Source organism: Luteimonas sp. AC640a (assembly GCF_979256585.1).
The window spans coordinates 178179-202443 of record NZ_CEEDOV010000021.1 but is presented as its reverse complement, the minus strand read 5'-3'; the positions used below and the strand labels follow the sequence as shown (position 1 = coordinate 202443).

Genomic DNA, 24265 nt, shown 5'->3' with positions numbered 1-24265 from the left:
GCTACGGGGCGAGGAACGCTCTGGGCTTAAAGCCGCTCGGTCACGCCGTTGCGGATCGCCGCATCCATCAGCGCGCGGGCTTCGCGTTCGGCGCGCGCGGTGGCGGTCTGCTGGCGCGTCGCGAGTGCAGTCTGTTCGCGCGCCAACGCCAGCTGTTGCGTGGCGAGGCGCTGCATCTCTTCCTGCATGCCGGCCTCCTGGCGCTGCAGCTCGGCGGTCACGCGCGCGTCCACCTGCGCCCGGACGTTGACGTTCGCGAGGGCGTGTTGCGCGGCCTGCAGGGCGATCTCCGCCTGGCGTGCACCCAACGTGCCCTGCTGTCCGCCGAGCGTACCTTGCCGTGCACCGAGTTCGCCCTGCGCGGCGCCAAGCGCAGTCACTTCGGCGTACGCGTTGCGGATCGCTTCGATCGTGGCGCGATCGCGGACCACGTAGCGCGCATCGCCGCGGCGCATCCACAGCACCGGTGCATCGTCACGACGTGTGGCCTGGGCCTCGCGCAGATCGGACGTCGCGCTGACGGCGATGCTGTGGTCGTCGTCCAGCAACACGAACGCGTTTTCGCCCGGCTCCATGCCGAGGGTGAACGTGCTGCGCAATCCGTCGGACAGGGGTTCGGGCGGTGCAGGCGGGGCGGGCGGGGAAATCGGTGCGGGTGGCGCTGCAGGTGCCGGCGGCGTCGGCATGTCGGCCGGGTCGACCGGAACGCCGTTGTGGGTGGCGGTCGTCGTCGACGTCGACGTGCGCGATGGCGCCGGCGCCGGACGTGCGGCGGCGGGTGCCTGCGCAGTGACGGCCGGTGTCGCAGCGGTCAGACGATAGGGCATGACACCGACGACGCCGATCGCGACGGTCATCAGCACCGCGACGACGCGCGGGAAGGACGAGGTGGTCTGCAGCATGGTGAGTCTCCGCTTGAGCAGGGTGAAGTCGGGCGAGGCACTGGCCAGCCCGGCACAGGGACGTGGCGCGACGCCGAGGCGCAGCAACAGCTGGCCGTACTCGCGTGCGCAGTGGCGGTTGCCTTCGAGCACGGCGGCATCGCAGGCGGCTTCACGGCTCAGGCCGTATTCGCGTACGGCCAGATGGGCGAGGGGATGGAAGAAGAACAGGTGTTGCGCGAGTGCCGGCACGAGGCCGAGCCACAGATCCCGGCGCTGCAGATGCACCAGTTCGTGGGTTAGCGCCATGTCGAGTTCATCGGGCTGCATCGAGTCCGCATGGTGCGCAGGCAGCAGCAGCACCGGACGCCATGGGCCGATGAGCTGCGGCGAATCGATCGCATCCGACAGGCGCAAGCGCGGCGGCGCGCGCAGGCCGTGTGCGTCGGCGGCGAGTGCCAATGCATGCAGCAGGCTGCGGTCGCGGCAGCGCACGGACGTGCGCAGCAGGCGACGCGTCGCGAGGCAGCCACGCAGGCTGCGCGTGACCATCACGCTGAGGCCCAGCAGCCACGCCACGGCGAGCGCCAGCGGCCACGACCATGATGCGGACGACGCCTCAGCTGCCTGCGTCGGTGCGAACACGATGGACGCCTCGTCCGAAGTGATCGCCGGCGTGACCTGCGCGACCTGCAGCGCGGGCTGCACCGCTTCGGCGGGCAGCAGCGGAAGCCCCATCGGACTCGACCACGCCAGGCCGACCAGCAACTGCAGCGCGACCAGCCACCAGAGCCAGCAGCGGGTCGCGGCGGACAGGCGCGGCACCAGGCGGCACAGCGCCCACACCACCGCGACCAGAATCGTGGATTGCACGCTGGCGGTCAGCAGGCGCGGCAGCAGAACGTCACTGATCAGTTCGAGGGCCATTTCAACGCGCCTCGCGCTTGGATTGCAGATTGGCGACCAGCGCCTCGAGTTCGGCGAGTTCGTCGGCGCTGACGTCCTTGCGCTCCGACATCCATGCGACGAACGGCGATACCGAACCCTGCAGCGTCTTCTCGACGAAACTGCCGACCGCGTTGCGCACCACGTCGTTCTGGCGTGCGGTGGCCGAGTAGCGATACACGCCGCCGTCGCCCTGCTTGCGCTTGAGATAGGACTTGGCGCGCAGACGCTCCATCATCGTCAGCACCGTGGAGCGGGCCAGCCCGCGCGGCTCGCCGAAACTGACGGCGACCTCGCCGACCGAGGCGGCATCGTGTTCGGCGATGTGCTGCAGAAGGGCCAGTTCCTGGTCCCCGACGGTCTTGTTGCGCATGGCACGTTCCTTGGTGACTACAACTGTAGGCAGATTGCGCTTGACTACAGATGTAGTCAATAGGCGGGAAGTCACGGGCCCGTCCGCCACCGCCGCCCGGCGGCCTGCTGCGCAGGCCGCATGCGCGGAACTCGTGCCGCTCAATCGAGCCCGAACGATCCCGTCTGCACTTCGCCCGCACGGGCGTAGCGCGATACGACGATGCCGGTCGGTGACACCACGGTGTTCTCCAGCGAGAACGTCACAGCCTGCGCGTCGTTGCCGAACAGCCGCTTGCCGGCGCCGAGCAGCACCGGGAACGTCATCAGCTGGAGGGTGTCGACGAGGTCCGTCGCCAGCAACTGCTGTACGAGCGCGCCGCTGCCCTGGGTCAGCAGGTCGGGCCCGTCCTGGGCTTTCAGTTGGCGCATCGCGCCGATGATGTCGGCGCCGAGGGCGCGACTGTTCTGCCAGTCCAGCGAGTCGGGCCGATGCGTGGCGACATGCTTGGTCACGCCGTTGAACAGTTTCGCAAGACCTTCATCGCCGCTGTCGGCCCGCACTCGCGGCCAGTGCGCGGCGAAGATGTCATAGGTGCGGCGGCCGAGCAGAAGTTCGAAGGGCTGCGCGAACAGGCCGTCGATGGTCTCGCCGAATACCGGGTCGGCGAAGGGCACCGTCCAGCCGCCGTGCGCGAATCCGCCGCTGGTGTCTTCCTGTGGACCGCCAGGGCCTTGCAGGACGCCGTCGAGGCTGACGAACGCGGCCACGATGAGCTTGCGCATGGTGTCTCTCCGATTGCGTTGGTGGCCGCCGGAGGGCGGTCTCATCATGACGACGCACACACGTGTGCGGAATCGACATCCGATGCGCGCGATCCCGCAACGCCTGACGCGTCCGCATGGGGTCGCAAGCGCGGGCACAGGCGTGCTGAGGGGTTCACATCCGCATGGCTAGACTCGCCGGCACTCCTTTCGCGGACCTCTCGCCATGATCAAGCGCCTCGCTTCCGTTGTTCTCGTCGGCCTGCTCGCCGCCTGCAGTGCCCCTGCCGAACGTGCCGACACCGTCATGCCGGTCGGCGGACCCGACAAGGCCACGGTGACCAACGAAGCCGAGTGCGCCGCCGTCGGCGGCCAGTGGACCCAGCTCGGTCGCGCGCCGGTCAAGCAGTGCCTGCGCCAGACCGCCGACGCCGGCAAGATGTGTACCGATTCCGAGCAGTGCGAAGGCCAGTGCCTCGCGCCCGAAGGCAGCGTCGACGGCACCCAGGTCGGCGGCAGCTGCAGCGTCGACACCAATCCCTTCGGTTGCCAGCAGCGTCTGCGCGACGGCGTGGCATCGACGATCTGCGTCGACTGAACGGCGCGCATTGCCCGGCTGCAGGCCGGGCGATGACCGGGGGAACTTCATGGGGTCTGCATAGCGCGGGGCATAGGGTCGAAATTCACCCGCGCCCCGGAGGCGTCATGACCCGTCCCATCTTCAAGCTTGGTGTGCCGATGCTGCTTGCGCTCGCATCGGCGCCCGTGTTCGCCCAACAGTTGCAGCAGCCCACGCCGCCTGCGCGTCCGGCCATGCAGCCTGCGGCCATGCCGCCGCCGCCGCCCGCGGTGCCGGCGACACCGTCACAACGTGGTGTGCCGCCCGGGACCATTCCATCGACCGGTCCCGCGCCGCAGATGCGACCGCAGCCGGCGATGCCCGCGAACCAGCCGATTGCGCCGCGTGCGATGCCGACGCAGGTGCGTGATGCCCAGGGCCGTATTGTGCCCGGCGCGCAGGAAGTGGTGCCCGGTCGCGCACGCGATCCGGTGACCGGTCACGAATTCCAGACCACGCCGACACCACGTCCCGACTGATCTTTCGAAATGTGCGCGCGCCGCCGTCGACCGGCGGCGCGCATGCCGAGCTCAGTCGAGCGTCGGATAATCCGTGTAGCCCGCATCGCCGCCGCCATAGAACGTCGCCTGGTCCGGCGTGTTGAGCGGCGCACCTTCGCGCAGACGGCGCACCAGATCCGGGTTGGCGATGAAGGGGCGGCCGAAGGCCACCGCATCGGCGTGGCCCGACGCGATCGCAGCCTGCGCGTCCGCCTTGTTGTAATCGTTGTTCACGATCCACGCACCTGTGCCACCGGCCTTCGCGTAGGCCGCCTTCAGCGCGGCGTAGTCGAACGGGGCGTCGCCCTGCGTGTAGTCGCGCTCGCCACCGGTCGCGCCTTCGATGATGTGCACGAACGCAAGATCGAGCGGCGCCAGCACCTCGACGACGTGGGCGAACAGCGGCTGCGGATCCGGGTCGTGCGCATCGTTGGCCGGCGTGACCGGGGAAATGCGGATGCCGGTACGATCGCCGCCGATCTCATCGACCACGGCGCGCATCACCTCGCCCAGGAAGCGCGCACGGTTCTCGATACTGCCGCCGTAGGCGTCGGTCCGTGCATTGCTGCCGCTGCGCAGGAACTGGTCGATCAGATAGCCGTTCGCCGCATGCACCTCGACACCGTCGAAGCCGGCATCGATCGCGGCGCGGGCGGCGCGGCGGTAATCCTCGACGATGCCAGGCAGTTCATCGCGATCGAGCGCACGCGGCGTGGACGTGTCGACGAACGTGCCGTTGCCGTCGGCGTCATGGATGAAGGTCTTGCTCTTGGCGGCAATCGCCGAAGGCGCCACGGGCGCCTGGCCACCGGGCTGCAGCGACGTGTGCGAAATACGGCCGACGTGCCACAGCTGCACGACGATCCGGCCACCTTCGGCATGCACTGCATCGGTCACGCGGCGCCAGCCCTCGAGCTGCTCGGGTGCGTATAGGCCGGGCACGTCGGCGTAGCCCTGACCCTGATGGGTGATCGCAGTGGCTTCGGTGACCAGCAGGCCGGCGGTCGCGCGCTGCGCGTAATAGAGCGCGGTGCGCGGCAGCGGAATCGCGTTGGGCGAACGGTTGCGGGTCAGCGGCGCCATGACGACGCGGTTGGCGAGCGACAGGGCGCCAGCGGTCAGGGGATCGAACAGGGTCGGCATCGGAGAGATTCCAGGCGGTGAGCGCCAAACCTGCTGGGCGCGACATCGCTTTTCAAGCGCCGCGATGGCCTGCATTGCGGGATGCTCCGTTGCGAATGTGCGCGAAGCCGTCATCAGACCGTCATCACCGCGGGCGAACCGGGCGGGCGCTAGCGTTCGTGCACTTCAAGCCGAGCCTGCCCACGATGCCGCGACCAAACACCTGTGCGCCTGTCCCGCCTCGCAAGGCGATGCCCCGATGAGTGTGTTCGACCAGATTGGCGCTGCAGTCGCACGTGAGCTTGCGTTGCCGGATGTGGACACCTCGACGACGATCGTCGTACGCGTGCTGGTCGCCGCGATCCTGGGCGGCATGGTCGGCTGGGAACGCGAGCACAAGGGCCGCGCGGCGGGATTGAAGACGCACATCCTGGTGTCGATCGGCTCGGCGTTATTCGTGCTGGCACCACTGCTGAGCGGCATCGACGGTGGTGATGTGACGCGCGTGATGCAGGGCATCGTGTCGGGCATCGGCTTTCTTGGCGCCGGCGCGATCCTCAAGCTCGACAGGGGTGAGCGCGTACAAGGCCTCACCACCGCCGCGGGCGTGTGGATGACTGCGGCGATCGGCATGGCCGCGGGCATGGGACAGGAGATGGTCGCGCTTGCGACGACGGTGATGGCGTTGCTCGTGGTGAGCGCCGTGCCGATGCTGCAACGCAAGACCGCCTCGGATTCCGGAAACACGCTGACGGACGCGTGATCCGTATGTGGATGTGGGACTGAACGGCAGCGGTGCGCATTGTGGATTTCGCGACGGCGGTTTCATCTGATGCAACGCACGGTGGACGTTCAAACCCAACGCAAGCGGAGTATCTCCAGATGAGCAGGAAAGACGAGATCCAGGATGGCGGGCGCGACCTCAACCGCGACCCCATCAGCAAGGCGCCCGGCGCACATCCGATCGGCGTTGGCGTCGGCGGGGCTGCGGGCGGCGCAGCCGCAGGCGCAGCGGCGGGCACTGTATTCGGACCGGTCGGCACGCTGATCGGTGCAGCCATCGGCGTCGTTGCCGGTGCAGCTGTCGGCAAAGGTGTTGCCGAGCGCATCGATCCGACCGGCGAGACCGAATACTGGCGCGATGCGCATCGGGAGCGCGATTACGTAAAGACCGATCACGATTACGATCGAGATTACGCACCTGCCTATGGCCTAGGTCTGCAGGCGCGCGAAGCCGAGCGCACCCGCGACTGGGGCGAGTCGGAAGCGTCGCTGCAGAAGGAGTGGGAATCGGCACGCGGCGAATCGCGTCTTGCGTGGGATGACGCAAGTCCCGCAGTCCGCGATGCCTGGGACCGCACCGACCGCACCTACGATCTGTACGAGCGTAGCGACGCCTACTACGCCGATGCGTTCGAAAAGGCGCCGTATCGCGATGCCGATGCCGACTACAGCCATTACCAGCCGGCATACCGCTACGGCGCCTATGCACGCACCCGCCATGCGGACCGTGCCTGGGACGACAGCCTGGCGGCCGAGCTGGAGCGCGACTGGGTCAACCGCCGGGGCGATTCGCCGCTGGACTGGGACCGTGCGAAAGCCGCGGTGCAGGACGCCTACGTGTCGCATGAGCGCTACGGCGGCGGCAGCTATCTCCGCGACAACAGTGGCCGTGACGATACGGACCGGTTCCGCGTCGGCTGAGTTGGCGGGCGGTTGAGTAATGGAAAGGGCGCGCCTGTTGGCGCGCCCTTTGTTATCTGGCGAGGTTCGCGCCTGTCCTGCTGTCCGCAGGTTGCGCGCTTCGGCTGCAGCTCTGCAGCGCCACGAACATGGATCACAGCGTGATCAGCCATCCGGCCGTTGGAAGCCGCTGGAAGGACGATCGCGATGTCCGTCAGGGCGCCTGTAGGCCGGACGCGCGCGACCGCGTTCAAGCGGGAAGCGCCGTGTGAGCGTCAGTTGCCTCGCCCGTCATCCCGGCGCAGGCCGGGATCCATCTTGACCCTGGTTTCGTCCGTGACGGCAAGCGATCGATCGACACGGCGCAATGCCCTGCAAACCCGCGTCGTCTTCAATCGTCATGATGCCGGCGCGGCGTCAAGCTCGGCCTGTCCCGCCAAGTTCGACCACCGGCTTGAACCCGCCATAGATCATCCGCTTGCCGTCGAACGGCATCGGGTTCTTCGCCGGGTCCATGCGCGGATCGCTGCCGTCCATCATCTTCGCGAATGCGGCATCGCGCGTGGCCTTGTCCGGCCATTCGACCCACGAGAACACGACCGTCTCGTCGTCCCTGGCCTGCACCGCCTTGCGAAAATCGGTGAGCGTGCCGTCGGGCACATCGTCTGCCCAGCATTCGAGGATGCGCGTGGCGCCCAGCTCCATGAAGAACGCATCGCCGCTGGTAGCGTGGTCGATGAACTTCTGCTTGTTGGCGGTGGGCACGGCGATGACGAAACCATCGATATAGGACATGGCGTAACTCCTGTCAGGCGCGGAATGCGCGGTTGCGATACAGCGTCGGCTGCGGGCTTCATACGGACGACGCATCAGGGCGACGCCATTCGACATGCCGTGCATCACGTATTCAGTCGTAGTCGTGGGCAGCAGTCGTCAGTCGTTCTTCGATGGAGTATCGAACGCACCGAGGATCGGGCATGGGCCACGATCGTCGCGGCTACAGCGCTCCGCCAGCGCAGCCAACGCGTCGCGGGCCTGCTGCAGTTCGGCGATGCGGGAATCGAGCGCGGCGATGCGTTCGTTGGACAGGCTGCGCACGCGGCTGCGATCGCGCGTCGCATCGAGAGCCAGCAGTTCGGCGATGCCGTCGAGCGTGAAGCCGGCCGCCTGCGCGCTGCGGATGAATCGCAGGCGGCGTAGATCCTGCTCGCCATAGCGGCGGATGCCCGAGTCGCGCGCGGGTGTGTCGAGCAGACCCCGACGCTGGTAGAAGCGGATCGTTTCGACACCGACGCCGCCTGCATCCGCCAATGTCGAGATTGTCATCGCGTCCACGCTTGACTCCGTACCCCGGTACGGAGGGTATACAGGGTGGCATCCGGCGCCTGCAAGGCGCCGCTCCGAGGAAATTTCGATGACGACGTCCGTCTCCCGCCCGCGCGCGGTGCTCCATCGCATGGTCATGCCCGGCCATGTCTGTCCGTTCGGCCTGAAGGCACGGCATCTGCTGCGCAGCCACGGCTACGAGGTCGAAGACCACTGGCTGGAAACCCGCGAGGCCACCGATGCGTTCAAGGCCGCGCACGACGTCAAGACCACGCCACAGGTCTTCATCGATGGCGTGCGCATCGGTGGTCACGACGATCTACGGCGCTTCCTGGGGTTGAAGGTGCGCGATCCGAAGGCGACGACGTATCGACCGGTTGCCGCGCTGTTCGCGACGACCGCGCTGATGGCGCTCGCGCTGTCGTATGCGGTCTACGGCAACGTGCTGACGGTACGCGCGGCCGAGTGGTTCGTGGGCTTGAGCATGTGCGTGCTCGCGCTGCTGAAACTGCAGGACGTGCAAACGTTCTCCAGCATGTTCCTCAACTACGACCTGCTGGCGAAGCGCTGGGTGCCGTACGCGACGCTGTATCCCTTCGCCGAGGGACTCGCCGGCGTGCTGATGGTGGCCGGCGCGCTGACCTGGTTTTCCGCGCCGCTGGCGTTGTTGATCGGCGGTATCGGCGCGGTCTCGGTGTTCAAGGCGGTCTACATCGAGAAGCGCACCCTCAAGTGCGCCTGCGTCGGTGGCGGCAGCAGCGTGCCGTTGGGCTTCGTGTCGTTGACCGAGAACCTGATGATGGTCGCGATGGCGGTCTGGATGCTGCTCGCGCCACTGCTGTGGCCGGGCCTGCACGCGGCGATGTGAGCCGCGTGCAGGTGCGTCGCATCACTTCACCTCAAACTCTCCGACGAACACCGTCTCGCGCGCGTCCGACAACCGCAGCGTGATGCGCTGGTCCACCTGCGTCGCGGTGCCGAAGCCGGTGCTCAGCCACAGCTGCAGCGTGGTCGCGCCGGTGACCAGTTGCTGGCGCTGGCCGAAGAAGTTCGCTTCCACGCGATAGATGCCGGGCTTGGCATCGCGCAGGGCGAATTCTTCCGGGCCGTAGCCGCGGGTGAAGTCCGGCGACATGCGTGCGCCCTGGCGGGTCAGCCGATTGCCGTAATAGGCTTTCTCGCCGTCCGGATCGGTGACCCACAGATCCATGTCGCTGTCGTCGCTGTCCCAGCTCAACACCGCGCGCAGATCCAGAGGCAGATTGCGCAGCAGACGCGCGTCGATCGCGGAGGTATCGAGCGGCGTGGGCGCGGTCGCGACCAGGGCATTGAGTTCGGCCAGCGCGGTCAGTTCGATCTCGGCAAACCGGCCGTTCCAGTCGCCGTCGACAACCTCGACCAGCAGATCGATCGCGCGCTGGCGATCGCCGGTCGCGGCACACGCGAGTGCGAGATCACGCAGGCTCTGTGGTTCCTCCGGCCGCATCGCCAGCACGCGCTCGAGCACCTGCACGGCGAGGTCGTCCCGCTGCAGTTCGCGCAGTCGATACGCGAACACACGCAGCACATGCGGATTATCCAGATCCATTTCCGCGAGGTTCGACAGCACGCGCAAGGCCAGCGTGGTTTCGCCGCGCCGCTGCAGCACGTCTGCCGCATCGAGATAGAACGCGGTGCCCTGGACCTCCGCGTCGCGTGCATCGAGATAGCGCGCGTAGACCTCGCCATCCGGGGCCTCGCGCAGACGCCGGGCGAGCGGCGCGTCGGATTGCCAGGAATTCAGGCGGATCGTGGCGGCCGGTGACGGTGCGTCGCCGGGTGCATCGGCCACGTTGCTTGCGGGCGTGCGCGAGGCGGCTATCTGTACGCGATCGAGTGCCGCCGGCGCTGCAGCCGCTTCGGCCATCATCAGCGGCGCGGCGGCGGGTGCAGGTGCGGGCGGTGGCGGCGGCATCGCACCCGTGGACGCCTGCGCATCCTGCGCTGCGGCGATCTGCTTCGGCGGGGCGTTCTTCGGAAACATACGTTCCCACCACGCGATCCGCTCGGCCCAGCCCCGCGCGACGGCGTCGCGTCGCGTCTGCCGGTCGCGCGCCTGCGTGGCGTGAGTGCGTGTGCGTTCGGCGTCCACCGCTGCGGCGATGGAGGCCGGCGCCGTGATATCGAAGCGCACGTAATCCTCGATGCGTTCGAGCACCAGCAAGGACGTGCCCGGCGTCACCAGGCTGAAGCGCTGTCCGAGTGCGGCGATGCGTTGGCGATTGCGCTCGGGTTCGGCCTGTAACGTGGCCAGCTGTAAACGCGCCCACTGCAGTGCGGCCAGTTCGCCCTGCGGCGTGCGTGCGGCATCGATCGACAGCGGGATCCGCTGCGTGCGGCCGCCGGTGTGCACCACCAATGTCAGATCCGCGTGCTGCGCATCGAGACGGCCCGCGATGCGCAGCACGCCGTTGGTGGCGACGTTCGATTCGGCGACGAGCTCGCGTGCGCCGATGCCTTCAATCGCATCGAGGCTCGGTGCATCGCGCAGCAGTGCGCGGGTCGCGCCCGGCAATGCATCGGCATCGCGCAAGTCGATCGCGCGTCCGTGGCGGGCCTGCGCCAATTCGTCCAGTCGCGCCGCGTCGCCGTTCACGGTCTGCACGGTGTACAGGCGCTGGCCCTCGGCGAACGCCGGGAACGCATCGGCGCCGTGATTGAACTGGCCGTCGCCGAACAACAGAAACTCGGATGTGTCCGCTGCGGGTGTCCACCCGCCGGCGGCAGTCGCGCCGTCGTACACCGTCGATTCGAGTTCGCGGCGCAGCGCGCGCCAGTCGCCGCCGTGGATATGGAATCGAAGCGGCGCATCCGTGACATCGCGCAAGCGCAGCAGCTCGACTTCGATGGTGCCGGCCGCGTGGAAGTACGCGTCCAGAAGCGCGAATTCGAGCGCATGCGCACGTTCGCGGCCGGACATCGAGCTGTCCCACAGCAGGCCGACGCGACGCGGCAACACGCGCGGCGTATCGGACGCATCGACCGGCACGTCGGCGACGAACCAGGTCGCCCCGTCGCGACGTTGCAGTTGCACCGCCGGTCGCCGTTCGAATGGCACCTTCAGCGTCGCGATGCCGGCGTCCGCGATGTCGCCAGCGCGCAGCGTGATGCGGTGATCTGCGCCGGATCGCGTGAGCGTGGGTGCGCCGACGAGACCGGACAGCACCGGGCGGCCGGGCGTCGCCAGCGTCAGCTCGATGTGATCGAGTCCGCGGGCGAATGCGAGTGGCAGTGCCACGGTGTCCGCGCGCCCGACGCGCTGCAGTGGTGCCATCAGCACCAGCCGCACCTGACGGGTGCCGCCGGGCGCGAACGGATAGACGCGCAGCCGGAACGCATCGCCCGCGGTCTGTTCGAGCAGGCCCGGATCGACACCCTCGCGGACGATGGTCTCGAATACTTCGCGGCCGCGGTCTTTCGGCACCGGCACTGCATCGCGCATCGCGCCGTCGATATCCAGCGCGAAGCCGACGATCTGCTGGCCCGGCGCAAGCGGGAACTGCAGATTGCCTTCGAGCATCCGGCCCGTGGGATTGCGGAGCGTGAGATCGATCGTCGTCCGCGCGACACCGGCGCCGGCCTCCACGCGCATCGACGCGGATTCGAGTCGCACTGGCGATTCGCCGGCATCGGCGACCACCAGCGGCGGTGCGACGAGATCGGGCATGCGCTGGGCCGTCGTCATCGTCGGCAGCAACACGGTCAGGCAGAGCAGGGCGCAGAAGCCGAAGCGGAGACGGGACATGGCGACATCCTTGGGTAGTGCTGTCTTCAACGGACGTCGGCCGCGACTGGGGTTGCGACGGGCAACACGTCCCCCTTCACGTGCCCATTCAGATTGATGCGGGAGGATCGCCGCCTTCAAGCATTTTCGGGAGCATCCCCATGAGCGCACAGGGTTCGGCTGGCAACGTCATTGCCGCGATCTGCAGTTTCTTCATTCCCGGCCTCGGCCAGTTGGTGCAGGGCCGCATCCTGTCGGCCATTCTCTGGTTCGCCGCCGCGTGCATCGCGTTCGTGATCACCTGGCTGCTCACGGTGTCGCTGCTGCCGTTCGGCTGGTTCGTGGTCAGCATCTTCGCCTGCATCAACGCCGCGGTGTATCGCCGCTGAGACAGGACGGGCCGGCGCTGCCGGCCCGTGTCTGCATGTCACCCGGCGGGCCTTATTTCGGCTCGCCGTTCTCGACGCCGGTATCGCTGCGGAAATCGTCGGCGAACGAACGCCCCGTCGCATCGCGATCGCCCAACTGGTCGTCGAGTTCCGGATCCAGCAGATCGGCCTGGTCGTCCAGACCAATGTTGTCGATTGCAGATTGCGAGCGCGGATCGCGCAGCGTCGGTCCGTTGCTGTCCGGCAGATCGTCGTGATCGCGCAGGATTTTTTCGTCTTCGAGTGCGGCCGTGCGCGTGGGGTTTGATGTGCGCATGTGCAGTCTCCTCGAGTGGAGCTGCAGCCTGCGCGCGTGGATGTCACGCCGTCGGCAAGCGGATGTAAACGCCTGGCGATGACCGGCGCCGCCGACGCGCGGCTATAGTTCGGCGAAAGGCCGCCGGACGCGGCCAGTGCCGATGGAGGCGAGGTGGACGACGCGCAGGCGACAGGACAGCGGATTCTCCGCACGGCGACGATCGCGGGGTTCGCGCTCGCCGGTGCATTGCTGGCGGCCTTCGTGTCATGGCAGGCGGTCCTGCACATCGCCGAGCAGCGTCTCGGCGGTCACGCCACGCTGCTGCTCGAACGCGCATCGGAGCTCGACGACGAAGCCCGGCAGATTCTCGACACGTTCAATCAGCAGCCGCAGGCACGCTGTTCCGCGGCGGAATTCGAGCAGATGCGGGAGATGGTCTACCGCACGTATTTCCTCAAGGACATTGGTCGTACGGAGAACGGGCGCCTTCGGTGTACCGCCAGTCTCTACAAGCTGGCCGTGCCGTCGGGCGTCGCCGCGGCACAACTGGTGACCGCCGACGGCCTGCACGTGACAACGATGGAGCTGCAGCTCTTGGCAAGTGGCAGTCGTGCGCCCGTGCTGGCCGAGGGAGACACGCGCGTCGTCCTCGATCCGCAGGCGTTTCGGATGCGGCCCGCGCCTGACGTCGGCTTTTCGATGGGCTACGTGGATGGCGGTACACGCTATCTGCCGCTGTATGGCGCGGTGACCCGATTCGACGCGGCGACGCTGCGCGCCGGCAGGCCGCTTGATCGCGACGGCGTACTGATCTATCCGATGTGTGCGCCCGAACGCGCGGTCTGCGTGGTCAGCACGCTGCCGAAGGCCGCGTTGGCGGACAGTCAGTGGCCACTGCTGTTGGTGTGTACGGTCCTGGGCGCCGGCGCGGGTGCGGCAGTGGGACTGGCTTTCCTGATGGCACATCTGCGCCGGCGTTCGGTCGAAGGTCGTCTGCTGCGCGCGATCGAGCAGGACGCGCTGGAAGTCGAGTACCAGCCGGTCGTGCGGATCTCCGACGGGGGGCTGGTCGGTGCCGAGGCGCTGGTGCGTTGGCGTGATCGTGACGGCCGCATGGTGTCCCCGGCGCGCTTCATTCCGATTGCCGAGGAAAACGGCAGCATCGGCCGCATCACCCAGCTGGTGCTGCGCCGTGTAGCCGCCGATTTCGGCGATCTGTTGGCGGCACCGGGAGAGTTCCGCATCAACGTCAACATCTCGGCCGCGGATCTCGACAACAGCCACTTCCACACCGGCATGGCGCAGACCCTGGACGCGGCAGGCATTGCATGCGAGCGCATCGGCATCGAACTGACCGAGCACTCCACGACGGCGCGCGATATCGCCATCTCGGGCACGAAGTGCCTGCGCGAACTCGGCCACCACGTGTACATCGACGACTTCGGCACAGGCTATTCCAGCCTCGCGTATCTGGCCGAGCTCGATGTCCATGCATTGAAGATCGATCGCTCGTTCACGTGCACCATCGGCACCGATGCGGTGAAGGTCAGTCTGGTGCCGCAGATCATCGACCTCGCCCGCACACTCGGCTTGGCGGTAGTCATCGAAGGCGTGGAAACCGAAGCGCAACGCGACTGGCTGCGCACGGTCGATTACCCGCTGTATGCGCAGGGCTGGCTGTTCGGCCGGCCGATGCCGGCCGCGGCGTTGCGCGCGCTGCTGGAACCGCAGACACGCTGACCGCAAGGATCAGGCGGCGCGACTGCGCTCGAATGCGCGACGAACGCGCGGCTGCACGAGGTCGTCACTCGAACGCCACGCCGCCTGGACCTCGGCGCGCACGTCGTGCCAGGCGCGCAGTCGTCCGTCGAATTCCCACATGCGGCGCAGCACGGGCTCGATATCTTCCCAGGGACGTTCCGGATAGGACGCGCGGCCGTTGCGGCCGAGCGAGATCACGAGGGTGTGGTCCGAGTCGTGCTTCATGCGGAGGTACTGCCGGTTGGGAGCGCGCAGGCTACGGTCCGATTCGTCTCGTTCTCGTGAATCGCATGGTCGATTTCGATGACACGCCGCGAGTCCGGTGAGCGCGTTCAGCGACGGGCGCGGCGCGGGGCGGGATGACGAAGCAATAACTTCAGCGTGCACGCGCGAGCGCGCGCAGTCATGCAGGCGCGATGCTGCAGTGCACTCAGAACAGCGGCTTGATCACCTGGAGCGTGCCCCACAGCGACACCACCCAAATTGCACTGCGCAGATACGGAACACCGATCGCGTAGACCGGCAGATAGGCGACACGTGCCCAGAAGTAAACCTGCACGCCAAGCGCGGTGCCGGCATCCGCGCGACCTGCGAAGACAACCGCGAGCACGGCGGCGGCGAACAGCGGAAACGTCTCGAGGAAGTTGCGGCTGGCGGCGCCGGTGCGTAACGCGGCGCCGGTCAAGGGCGGGATGTCCGCGCCATCACGATTGCTGGCGTTCCAGCGCACGCCGCGTTGCGCGGTGGCGAACGCGGCGGCAACGCCGATGTGGACGAGGCCGAGGACGATCGCCCAACCCAGAATCTGTAGTTCGATCGTCATCGCCTTGCGTCCTCGTGTGGGATCAGCCGGCAACCGCCTTCGCGATCGCGTCGTTGAAGGCCGGAATGTCGTCCGGCTTGCGGCTGGTGATCAGGTTGCCGTCGACGACGACCTCCGAATCTTCCCAGTGTGCACCTGCATTGACCAGATCGGTCCTCACCGACGGCCACGAGGTGACCTTGCGACCCTTGGCCAAGCCGCTCTCGACCAACAGCCACGGGCCATGACAGATCGCCGCGATCGGCTTGCCGGCATCGCCGAACGCGCGCACGAAGGCCACCGCCTCCTTGTCGACACGCAGGATGTCCGGGTTCATCTGGCCGCCGGGCAACACCAGCGCGTCGTAGCTGCCGGAGTCGGCCTTGGACAGTGCGACGTCGACATCGACGCTGCGGCCCCAGTCCTTCTTGTCCCAGCCCTTGATCGAACTGGCGTCGCCGGGGGAGATGACGTCGACATGCGCGCCGGCGTCCTTGAGCGCCTTGAGCGGCTGCTCGAGCTCGGACTGTTCGAAGCCGTCGGTGGCGAGGATGGCGATCTTCTTGCCGTCGAGATTCTGCATCGGGGTGTCTCCGGGGGATTGAAGCAGAGGATGCTGGGCGCTGCCGGGTGCCATGGCCGTGAAGCGGCCGTTTGCTGCGTGTGAGCCTTCAGTCTCGCCCGGTGAGACGCGCCGCGGCCACGCTTGCGCCCCGTTATCGAACGCGCCGGAGCAGGCAGTGAACGCGATCCTCAAACCGGTCCAGGCGCTGGCCACCACGGGTGACGCCGTGTCCGGCAGCGCACTGGCGACGAAGCTCGCGGCGAAATACCCCGGCCGTGTGACCGGCACCCTGCTGCTGCCCGGACAGGCCGGCGACTACGCGCCCTTGCCCGACGATGTGCCCGAAGCCCTGGCGCGTGCGCTGCGCAGCCGCGGCATCGATCGGCTGTATCGGCATCAGGCGGAGGCCTGGACGGCGACCCAGGCCGGCCGCCATCTGGTGGTCGCGACGCCGACCGCTTCGGGCAAATCGCTGTGCTACACGCTGCCGGTGCTGTCGGCGGCGATTACATCGCGCAGCAAGGCGCTGTACCTGTTCCCGACCAAGGCGCTGGCGCAGGACCAGGTGGCGGAACTGCTGGAACTCAACGCGGCCGGGGAACTCGGCCTGCGCGCGGCGACCTTCGATGGCGATACGCCCGGCGACGCGCGCCAGGCGATCCGCATCAACGGCGACATCGTGGTCAGCAATCCCGACATGCTGCACCAGGCGATCCTGCCGCATCACACCAAGTGGGCGCAGTTCTTCGAGAACCTGCGCTATGTGGTGATCGACGAGATCCATACCTATCGCGGTGTGTTCGGCTCGCACGTCGCCAACGTCATCCGCCGGCTCAAGCGCGTCTGCGCGTTCTATGGCGTCACACCGCAGTTCATCCTGTGCTCGGCGACGATCGGCAATGCGCGCGAGCACGGCCGTGCGCTGGTGGAGGTGGACGACGACGCGCTGGAATCGATCCTCGAATCCGGTGCGCCGCGCGGCGACAAGCACGTGCTGCTGTGGAATCCGCCGGTGATCAATCCCGATCTCGGCCTGCGTGCGTCGGCGCGTTCGCAGTCCAACCGCATCGCGCGTATGGCGATCCGTGCCGGCCTAAAAACGCTGGTGTTCTGCCAGACGCGGTTGATGGTCGAGGTGCTGACCAAGTACCTCAAGGAAGTCTTCGACCACGACCCGCGCAAGCCCAAGCGCATCCGCGCCTACCGCGGCGGCTATCTGCCGACCGAGCGTCGCGCGGCCGAGCGCGAGATGCGCGCGGGCAACATCGACGGCATCGTCAGCACGTCGGCACTGGAACTCGGCGTCGACATCGGCAGTCTCGATGTCGTGGTGCTCAACGGGTATCCGGGGAGCATTTCGGCGACGTGGCAACGCTTCGGTCGCGCCGGTCGCCGGCAGCAGCCGTCGGTCGGCGTGCTGGTCGCGAGTTCCGAACCGATGGACCAGTACGTGGTGCGGCATCCGGAGTTCTTCGCCGACGCCAATCCCGAACACGCACGCATCGAACCCGACCAGCCGTTGATCCTGCTCGACCACATCCGCTGTGCTGCGTTCGAGCTGCACTTCGTTGATGGCGACATGTTCGGACCGGTCGCACCGCTGCCGTGGCTCGAAGTGCTGGCCGAGTCCGGCGTGCTGCACCACGAAGGCGACCGCTGGGAATGGATCGCCGACAGCTATCCGGCGCAGGCGGTGAACCTGCGCTCGGTGGCCGACGGCAACTTCGTCGTCGTCGACCGCACCGATGGCCGGCAGACGATCATCGCCGAGGTCGATTATTCGGCCGCCGCGCTCACGCTCTACGAAGGTGCGATCCACATGGTCCAGTCGGAGCCGTTCCAGGTCGAACGTCTCGACTGGGAAGGCCGCAAGGCCTATGTGCAGCGCACGCACGTGGACTACTACACCGACGCGATCGACTACACCAAGTTGAAAGTGCTCGATGACGAAGAACAGGCCGATGCCGGGCAGGGCAGTGCACACCTGGGCGAAGTGCACGTGGTGCGGCGCGTGTCGGGCTACAAGAAGATCCGCTTCCATACCCACGAGAACATCGGCTACGGGCCGGTGAACCTGCCCGATCAGGAGCTGCATACGAGCGCGGTGTGGTGGCAGCTGCCGCAGCAGGCGCTGGACCGTGCGTTCGAGGCGCGCCACGAGGCGCTCGATGGATTCCTCGGCGCGTCGTATGCGCTGCATCTGGTCGCGCAGGTCGCGGTGATGGCCGAGAGCCGCGATCTGCAGAAGGCGGTGGGCAGCGGCGATGGCACCTGGTTCGCCACCGCAGACCAGCGCGGCCGCGGCCAACTGCGCGATGGTGATGGCGCGGCGCTGGATTTCGAGGGCATCGGCCGGTTCACACCGACGCTGTATCTCTACGACAACTATCCGGGTGGCGTGGGCCTGTCGTCGCCGCTGTACGAGCGGCGCGACGAACTGCTGGCGCAGGCTGCGGCGCTGGTTGCGTCCTGCAGTTGCCGCGCCGGTTGTCCGGCCTGTGTCGGGCCGATCCTTGCCTCGGAAGAAGATGCCGAGCGCACACCGCGCCAGCTGGCTGCGCGCGTGATCGAACTGCTGGTCGAAGCGCCACAACTGCCGGCATGAGCGCACTCGCCAAACGCCTCGGTCTGCTGCGCAGCCAGGCGGGGACTGCCTTGCCGTCGGTGACGCCGACACCGCCAATGCCGATCACCGCGCCGCGCGCGCAGTGGCCGCGCGCAGACGGCGCGCGTTCGCCGGAACAGGTCGTCGCGCAGCTGCGCAAGCTGATGAAGCTGCGCGTGCCGATGCCGGCAGCGCGCCCGACCGGACCGATTGATCGCGCGCTGCCTGGCGATGAGATCGCGCCCGGCCTGCGCTATCTCGAACAGACCGCCCCGTGGCCACATGGCGATGCCGAACTCGCGCTCTACGACATCCGCCACGAGCCGGCGCAGCGTTCTGATCTGCTGGCCTTCGACACCGAGACCACTGGCCTCGCCGGCGGCACCGGCACGCGCGCCTTCATGATCGGCGCCGCCGATTTCATCGATGGACGCATGCGCATTCGCCAGCTGTGCATCACCACGCTGGGCGCCGAGCGCGAGATGCTGAAGACGTTCTCGAAATGGCTGCGGCCCGCGATCGTGCTGGTCAGCTACAACGGCCGCAGCTACGACAGGCCGCTGCTGACGACGCGCTATCGCCTCGCACGCCTGCGCGATCCGCTGATCGAACTGCGCCACGTCGATCTGCTGCATCCGGTGCGGCGTCGCTATCGCGGCGTGTGGGCGAACTGCAAGCTGGCGACGGTCGAGCGCGAACTGCTCGGCGTGCTGCGCGAAGACGATCTGCCCGGCAGCGAAGCGCCCGCGGCGTGGCTGGATTACCTGCGCGGCGGCAGCGCGGACAAACTTCGGCGCGTGGGCCTGCACAACGCGCAGGATCTGCGCAGCCTGTTCGGCGTGCTGGAGGCGATGCGCGACGAGGGGAGCATGGACACGGTGGTGGTGCCGGACGAGGCCGACGCCTCGGGGCCGGATTGCATTTTCGATTGAAGAGTCGACGGGCGTGCCGATGCGTCGATCGCTTCGTCGCGGGGCCGTAGGAGCGCGCTTGCGCGCGATCGTGTACGCCCGGTCAGGCTGCGTCGCGCGCAAGCGCGCGTCCACAGAGTGAGAAGCGTCGCTTCGTGTTCACACCCCCGGCATCGTCACGATGCTTGAATCGGTCGGCCCAGTAGTTCCGAATCGCCACCGACCGGCGGCGATGTTCCGCGCCACTCTGGAGCCTCATGCAAACACGCGAACGCCGGCCAGTGACGGCCGACCCTGTTCCACCGCGCGCCACACTTCGTGCGCGCGATGCGTTCGCGATCACCATCGGCATCGTCGTCGGCGCCGGCATCTTCCGCACCCCATCCTTGATTGCCGGCGCATCCGGTAGCGAATTCGTGATGCTCGCGGCGTGGGTCGTCGGCGGCATCCTGTCGATCGTGGGTGCGCTGTGTTACGCCGAACTCGCAACGACCTATCCGCAGGCCGGCGGCGACTACACCTATCTGCGCAGCGCCTACGGACCACGCCCCGCGTTCCTGTTCGCCTGGGCGCGCGTTTCGGTGATCCAGACCGGATCGATCGCGCTGCTGTGCTTCATCGTCGGCGACTACATGGGCCAGCTGTTCGATCTCGGGCCATGGTCGTCCGCGCTCTATGCCGGTGCTGCGGTGATCCTGCTCACCGCAGTCAACTGGATCGGCACGCGACAAGGCGCTTCGGTGCAGATATGGCTGACCATCGCCGAGATCACCGGCGTGCTGGTGATTGTCGTCGCCGGTCTGTGGTTTGCACCGACCGACATTGCACCCATTCCCGGCAGCGGCGGCGACAGTGCGATCGGCCTGATCCTCGTCTTCGTGCTGCTGACCTACGGCGGCTGGAACGAGGCCGTCTACGTGACCTCCGAAGTGCGCGACGCGAAGGTCTGGATGCCGCGCGTGCTGATCCTGAGCCTGGTTGCGATTGCCGCGCTGTACGTGCTGGTGAATCTCGCCTACCTGAAGGTGCTGGGCCTCGGCGGCATGGCCGCACACAACGCCGTCGCGGCCGAAGTCATTGGCCGCGTGTTCGGGCCGACTGGCGCTGTCCTCATGAGTGTGATCGTCGTCGCCGCGGCACTGACCTCGGCGAACGCGACGCTGATCACCGGCGCACGCAGCGTCTATGCGGTCGGTCGCGATTTTCCGGCGCTCGGCTTCATAGGTCGCTGGGATGCGCGCAGCGGTACGCCGCGCGCGGCAATCGTGACCCAGGGCGTGCTGGCGCTGGCACTGGTCGGTCTCGGTGCCTTCGCGCGCGACGGTTTCGAGGTCGCGGTGGAATACACCGCGCCAGTGTTCTGGCTGTTCTTCCTGCTGGTCGGCATCTCGCTGTTCGTGCTGCGGCGGCGCGATCCCGACCTGCCGCGTCCGTTCCGCGTACCGCTGTACCCCGTGCTGCCGCTGCTGTTCTGCGCGACGAGTGCGTATCTGCTGTATTCCAGTCTCGCCTACACCGGTACGGGGGCGCTCGTCGGCGTCGCCGTACTCGCGGTCGGCGGCCTGCTGCTGTTGCTGTTCAAACCGACCCCGCATTTCGAGGAGACGCCGCCATGAAGTCGAAGAAGACCCTGATCGCACTCGCCATTTGCACGCCGTTCCTGCTGGCCTGCGCCGAACAGGCGGTCGACGCCTACCCGCCTGTCGACGGCACGGCGTCCGAGGCGTCGGCAGACGACCCGGCCATGAACACCACGCACACGGTCACCGCCGCCATCAGTTCCGATTCTCCGTACGCCGATGGCGCGGCCGCGCCATCGCGCGAACCCGATGTCATCTACGTGCCCACGCCCGAGCCCGTGGTCGACGCGATGCTCAATCTTGCAGGCGTCAAGGCCGGCGACGTGCTCTACGACCTCGGCTCGGGCGATGGCCGCATCCCGATCGCGGCAGCGCAGCGCTTCGGTGTGCGCGGGGTCGGCATCGATATCAATCCGGTGCGCGTGCGTGAGGCCAACGCGAACGCGGAAACCGCCGGGGTCAGCAATCTGGTGACGTTCAAGGAGGCCGATCTGTTCGAGGAGGACATCAGCGAGGCCAGCGTGGTCACGCTGTACCTGCTGCAGAGCCTCAACGTGAAGCTGCGGCCCAAGCTGCTGGCCGAGCTCAAACCCGGCACGCGCATCGTCAGCCATGCGTTCGACATGGCCGACCAATGGGCGCCCGAGCAGACCCAGGAAATCGACGGCACGCGCATCTACCTGTGGACTGTGCCGGAGCGCTGAAACCTGCCCGACATTCCGCTGCGCTTGCCTGTGGACGCGTGTGGCGATGCTTGGAATGCTCACGTATCGCCACACGCGGCGCTCCGCCAGATGCGCCAAGCCGCGCTCACGACGGCTTCGATCGCATCATCAACGCTCCTTGCACGAGACCTCCTGTCATGTCCCGCATCGCTCCGCTCGTCCTGTCGCTCGCCGCGCTATCGGCGCCCTCCGTGTTCGCGTCGCCGTACGGCGGTGAACTGCAGGGATTCGACTATCCGCATCCGCGCCAGGCGCACGCGATGACGTCGCAGGGGCAGTCGCTGTCGATGGCCTACATGGACGTACGCCCCGAAGGCGCCGGCAATGGACGCACGGCGGTGCTGCTGCACGGCAAGAACTTCTGCGGACCGACCTGGGACGACACGATCACGGTGCTGGTCGAGGCCGGCTGGCGGGTGATCGCGCCGGACCAGGTCGGCTTTTGCGGATCGACCAAGCCACGCGGCTACCAGTTCTCGTTCGCGCAGCTGGCGGCGAACACGCACGGCCTGCTCGAAACACTGGGCGTGGAGCGTGCGGTGCTGATCGGGCATTCGATGGGCGGCATGCTCGCGACGCGCTACGCGCTGCAGTATCCCGACACGGTCGAGCAACTGGTGCTGGTCAATCCGATCGGGCTCGAGGACTGGCAGGCGGAAGGCGTGCCGTACGCGAGCATCGACACGATGGTCGAGGGCGAGCGCAAGACCACGTTCGAGAGCATCAAGGCCTACCAGCTGAAGTTCTATTACGACGGCCAGTGGGCGCCGCGCTACGACCGCTGGGTCGACATGCTGGCCGGCATGTACGCCGGGCCCGATCGCGAGATCGTTGCCTGGAACCAGGCCCAGACCTCGGAGATGGTGTTCACCCAGCCGGTCGTCCACGAGTTTTCGAAGCTGCGTGTGCCGACCCTGTTGATGATCGGCGGCAAGGACCGCACCGCGCCCGGCGCGAACCGCGCGCCGGCAGCGGTCGCGGCTCGGTTGGGCGACTACCCGGTGCTCGGCCGCAAGGCCGCCGGTGCGATTCCGGATGCGCAACTCGTCGAATTCCCGGCGCTCGGCCACTCGCCGCAGGTCGAGGCGCCGGACGAGTTCCATGCGGCGCTGCTGCGTGGGCTCACGCCGCGCTGATGTCTTCGCGCAGGTCGAAGGCGCTGGCTGCGACACCCGCTGTCGTGCGGCCGACATTCATTCCGCATTCGTCCGGCGCCGGACGCAACCCCTAGACTGGGGCGCATTCCCGCGCGCCACGCGTACCCGCTCACAGGACCTGTCCACCAATGCCCATCCGGCGCCTGCCCCTGCTGCTGTTGTTGACCGCCTGCATCGCGCTGGCGGCCTGTCAGCGGGCCGCGGAGGACACCACGCCGCCGATCGAAACGGTCGAGGTGGCGAGTCCGGAAGAAGGCGGCGCGGTCAGCAGTGCGCCGGTCGATGTCGATGCCGCGCCTGCGGTGCCGGTCGCGGAGCCCGACGCGAGTGGCGTGGACTGGTCTGCCGTGATGACACTCACCGCGGCGACGGCGTCGATCAGTTGCGAACTCGACTACGCCAACGCCGGCGACGGCACGCCGCTGTCGGCCTTCGATCAAGACGCGCTGCGCGAGTCGATGACGGATTGCGCTGAGCGCGGTGTGTTCCGGTTGCGCTTCAAGGGGCGGGTCACCGAAGACTTCACCCGTCTGGTCAAGCGCCTGGCGCTGGTCGCCGACGAACTGTCGATCAACAAGCGCGTACTCGACATCGATTCCAGCGGTGGCATGGTCGAAGAAGCCATCCGCGCAGGCGATGTGATCGCCGCAACGCGTTGGACCATCTGGGTGCGCGAAGGCGCGGTGTGCCACAGCTCCTGCGTGTTCCTGCTGGCGGGCGGCGACACGCGCCTGATCGGCGGACGCGTCGGCATCCACCGCATCATCCGTATGAGCTCCAGCGCGTCGACCCGGGCCGAGCTCAATCGCGAGCTGCGCGCGGTTTACGGTCGCGTCCGCGATTACCTCGAGCGCAACGGCGCCGCGGTCGCGGTGGCCGACCTGATGATGGCCGTACCCAACCGCAGCCTGCGCATCCTCACACCCGACGAACTCAAGTTCTACGGCCTCGACGGCGTGAATCCCGCCCAGGACGATCTCGACCGCCTGCGTCTGATGCGCAAGTGTGGTCAGGATTTCGTGGCCCGTCGCGATGCATACGCACGCGCGTTCGACACGACCTGCAACGCGCCCGATCGGGACGTTGAACAGATGGCCGGCTGCGGCCTCGAACTGCGCGGCAAGTTCGGCTTTCCCGATGCGCAGTGCCCGACCGAAAGCCCACTGTCGGAATTCGATCTGGTGGGTGCGCTGACCGCAGCAGCTGGTAATGCAAGCCGGCTGCGTATTCTTGGCGTGCCTGTGGGTGAGCCGCGTCCGGCTGCACGTCCTGCAGCGCCCACGCGTGCGGCGCCGACACCTGCGCCTGCGGCCGTCTCTGCCGAATCGCGGGCTGCGAACGAGCCTGCGGACGAAGGCGATGCGGCATCGGATGAAGAGGCGGACGCGCCGGTTCCGTAATTTGCGCGTACGGGTTTCGTGCTCGGCAGGCGTTGCTGTGGCTCGAAGCTTCAGGAGCGGCATCTGCCGCAAAGAATTGCTTGAAGCCTGCAAGCTCAGGATCTGACCGGCCGCTAC

At 67.5% G+C, this 24265-nt stretch carries 24 protein-coding genes; 13 read left to right on the top strand and 11 right to left on the bottom strand.

The features are described from left to right. Positions 1-26 precede the first annotated feature (26 nt). From ACZ9YD_RS15725 to ACZ9YD_RS15715, 3 genes are all read right to left on the bottom strand, one after another. On the bottom strand, positions 27-1808 hold the full coding sequence (locus ACZ9YD_RS15725; protein WP_465076212.1) for a M56 family metallopeptidase: 1782 nt from the start codon (positions 1806-1808) through the stop codon (positions 27-29). Position 1809: 1 nt separating this feature from the next. Then, entirely contained in the window at positions 1810-2199 is a 390-nt protein-coding gene (locus tag ACZ9YD_RS15720) for a BlaI/MecI/CopY family transcriptional regulator (RefSeq protein WP_465076211.1), read from the bottom strand. Positions 2200-2339: 140 nt separating this feature from the next. Further along, on the bottom strand, positions 2340-2963 hold the full coding sequence (locus ACZ9YD_RS15715) for a dihydrofolate reductase family protein (protein ID WP_465076210.1): 624 nt from the start codon (positions 2961-2963) through the stop codon (positions 2340-2342). Between the two features lie 205 nt (positions 2964-3168). Between ACZ9YD_RS15715 and ACZ9YD_RS15710 the strand changes: the two genes are divergently transcribed. Together ACZ9YD_RS15710 and ACZ9YD_RS15705 are read left to right on the top strand one after the other, a co-directional pair. Further along, positions 3169-3540 (top strand): hypothetical protein, encoded by a 372-nt coding sequence (locus ACZ9YD_RS15710; protein ID WP_465076209.1) that lies wholly within the window; start codon positions 3169-3171, stop codon positions 3538-3540. Between the two features lie 107 nt (positions 3541-3647). Further along, the gene (locus ACZ9YD_RS15705; protein WP_465076208.1) at positions 3648-4040 is read left to right on the top strand and encodes a hypothetical protein; all 393 of its coding nucleotides are present in this window, start codon (positions 3648-3650) and stop codon (positions 4038-4040) included. A gap of 51 nt (positions 4041-4091) precedes the next feature. Here the strand turns inward: ACZ9YD_RS15705 and ACZ9YD_RS15700 are convergent, their stop codons facing one another. Further along, entirely contained in the window at positions 4092-5204 is a 1113-nt protein-coding gene (locus tag ACZ9YD_RS15700) for an alkene reductase (protein ID WP_465076207.1), read from the bottom strand. Between the two features lie 238 nt (positions 5205-5442). Here ACZ9YD_RS15700 and ACZ9YD_RS15695 point away from each other — a divergent pair, with 238 nt between their 5' ends. Further along, on the top strand, positions 5443-5946 hold the full coding sequence (locus tag ACZ9YD_RS15695; protein WP_465076206.1) for an MgtC/SapB family protein: 504 nt from the start codon (positions 5443-5445) through the stop codon (positions 5944-5946). 119 nt (positions 5947-6065) lie between these two features. Further along, complete coding sequence (locus tag ACZ9YD_RS15690; RefSeq protein ID WP_465076205.1) at positions 6066-6887, top strand: hypothetical protein; 822 nt, start codon at positions 6066-6068, stop codon at positions 6885-6887. Positions 6888-7283: 396 nt separating this feature from the next. Here ACZ9YD_RS15690 and ACZ9YD_RS15685 read toward each other — a convergent pair whose 3' ends face one another. After that, entirely contained in the window at positions 7284-7661 is a 378-nt protein-coding gene (locus tag ACZ9YD_RS15685) for a DUF1428 domain-containing protein (RefSeq protein ID WP_465076204.1), read from the bottom strand. Between the two features lie 138 nt (positions 7662-7799). After that, positions 7800-8192, bottom strand: a complete 393-nt coding sequence (locus ACZ9YD_RS15680; protein ID WP_465076249.1) for a MerR family transcriptional regulator — start codon at positions 8190-8192, stop codon at positions 7800-7802. A gap of 88 nt (positions 8193-8280) precedes the next feature. On the opposite strand from ACZ9YD_RS15680, the gene ACZ9YD_RS15675 reads away from it, so the two are divergent. Further along, positions 8281-9060 carry a MauE/DoxX family redox-associated membrane protein gene (locus ACZ9YD_RS15675; protein ID WP_465076203.1) on the top strand — a complete coding sequence of 260 codons (780 nt, stop codon included), beginning with the start codon at positions 8281-8283 and terminating at the stop codon, positions 9058-9060. Positions 9061-9081: 21 nt separating this feature from the next. On the opposite strand, the gene ACZ9YD_RS15670 is transcribed toward ACZ9YD_RS15675, so the two are convergent. Then, positions 9082-11976, bottom strand: a complete 2895-nt coding sequence (locus ACZ9YD_RS15670; RefSeq protein ID WP_465076202.1) for a VIT domain-containing protein — start codon at positions 11974-11976, stop codon at positions 9082-9084. 140 nt (positions 11977-12116) lie between these two features. Between ACZ9YD_RS15670 and ACZ9YD_RS15665 the strand changes: the two genes are divergently transcribed. Continuing rightward, positions 12117-12344, top strand: coding sequence for a hypothetical protein (locus tag ACZ9YD_RS15665; protein ID WP_465076201.1), 228 nt, complete (start codon positions 12117-12119; stop codon positions 12342-12344). 52 nt (positions 12345-12396) lie between these two features. Here the strand turns inward: ACZ9YD_RS15665 and ACZ9YD_RS15660 are convergent, their stop codons facing one another. Further along, positions 12397-12660 carry a hypothetical protein gene (locus tag ACZ9YD_RS15660; RefSeq protein WP_465076200.1) on the bottom strand — a complete coding sequence of 88 codons (264 nt, stop codon included), beginning with the start codon at positions 12658-12660 and terminating at the stop codon, positions 12397-12399. A gap of 153 nt (positions 12661-12813) precedes the next feature. Between ACZ9YD_RS15660 and ACZ9YD_RS15655 the strand changes: the two genes are divergently transcribed. Further along, positions 12814-14382: an EAL domain-containing protein gene (locus tag ACZ9YD_RS15655; RefSeq protein ID WP_465076199.1), complete on the top strand. Its 1569-nt coding sequence runs from the start codon at positions 12814-12816 to the stop codon at positions 14380-14382. 9 nt (positions 14383-14391) lie between these two features. Here ACZ9YD_RS15655 and ACZ9YD_RS15650 read toward each other — a convergent pair whose 3' ends face one another. The 3 genes from ACZ9YD_RS15650 to ACZ9YD_RS15640 all read right to left on the bottom strand — a co-directional run bounded on the left by ACZ9YD_RS15650 (position 14392) and on the right by ACZ9YD_RS15640 (position 15788). Next, the gene (locus ACZ9YD_RS15650) at positions 14392-14628 is read right to left on the bottom strand and encodes a hypothetical protein (protein ID WP_465076198.1); all 237 of its coding nucleotides are present in this window, start codon (positions 14626-14628) and stop codon (positions 14392-14394) included. Between the two features lie 205 nt (positions 14629-14833). After that, complete coding sequence (locus ACZ9YD_RS15645; RefSeq protein WP_465076197.1) at positions 14834-15226, bottom strand: MAPEG family protein; 393 nt, start codon at positions 15224-15226, stop codon at positions 14834-14836. 22 nt (positions 15227-15248) lie between these two features. Continuing rightward, on the bottom strand, positions 15249-15788 hold the full coding sequence (locus ACZ9YD_RS15640) for a type 1 glutamine amidotransferase domain-containing protein (RefSeq protein WP_465076196.1): 540 nt from the start codon (positions 15786-15788) through the stop codon (positions 15249-15251). Between the two features lie 157 nt (positions 15789-15945). Here ACZ9YD_RS15640 and ACZ9YD_RS15635 point away from each other — a divergent pair, with 157 nt between their 5' ends. The 6 genes from ACZ9YD_RS15635 (at position 15946) to ACZ9YD_RS15610 (ending at position 24148) form a co-directional block, all read left to right on the top strand. Beyond that, positions 15946-18375 carry a DEAD/DEAH box helicase gene (locus ACZ9YD_RS15635; RefSeq protein WP_465076195.1) on the top strand — a complete coding sequence of 810 codons (2430 nt, stop codon included), beginning with the start codon at positions 15946-15948 and terminating at the stop codon, positions 18373-18375. After that, positions 18372-19307 carry a ribonuclease H-like domain-containing protein gene (locus ACZ9YD_RS15630; protein WP_465076194.1) on the top strand — a complete coding sequence of 312 codons (936 nt, stop codon included), beginning with the start codon at positions 18372-18374 and terminating at the stop codon, positions 19305-19307. Before ACZ9YD_RS15635 ends, ACZ9YD_RS15630 begins: the two co-directional genes overlap by 4 nt. A 236-nt stretch (positions 19308-19543) precedes the next feature. After that, on the top strand, positions 19544-20902 hold the full coding sequence (locus ACZ9YD_RS15625; RefSeq protein ID WP_465076193.1) for an APC family permease: 1359 nt from the start codon (positions 19544-19546) through the stop codon (positions 20900-20902). Next, complete coding sequence (locus ACZ9YD_RS15620) at positions 20899-21570, top strand: SAM-dependent methyltransferase (RefSeq protein ID WP_465076192.1); 672 nt, start codon at positions 20899-20901, stop codon at positions 21568-21570. The genes ACZ9YD_RS15625 and ACZ9YD_RS15620 overlap by 4 nt, the downstream gene beginning before the upstream one ends. Before the next feature lie 158 nt (positions 21571-21728). Continuing rightward, a complete protein-coding gene (locus ACZ9YD_RS15615; protein WP_465076191.1) occupies positions 21729-22727 on the top strand; it encodes an alpha/beta fold hydrolase in 999 nt (332 codons plus the stop codon). A gap of 149 nt (positions 22728-22876) precedes the next feature. Continuing rightward, positions 22877-24148, top strand: coding sequence for a COG3904 family protein (locus ACZ9YD_RS15610; RefSeq protein ID WP_465076190.1), 1272 nt, complete (start codon positions 22877-22879; stop codon positions 24146-24148). Positions 24149-24265 lie beyond the last annotated feature (117 nt).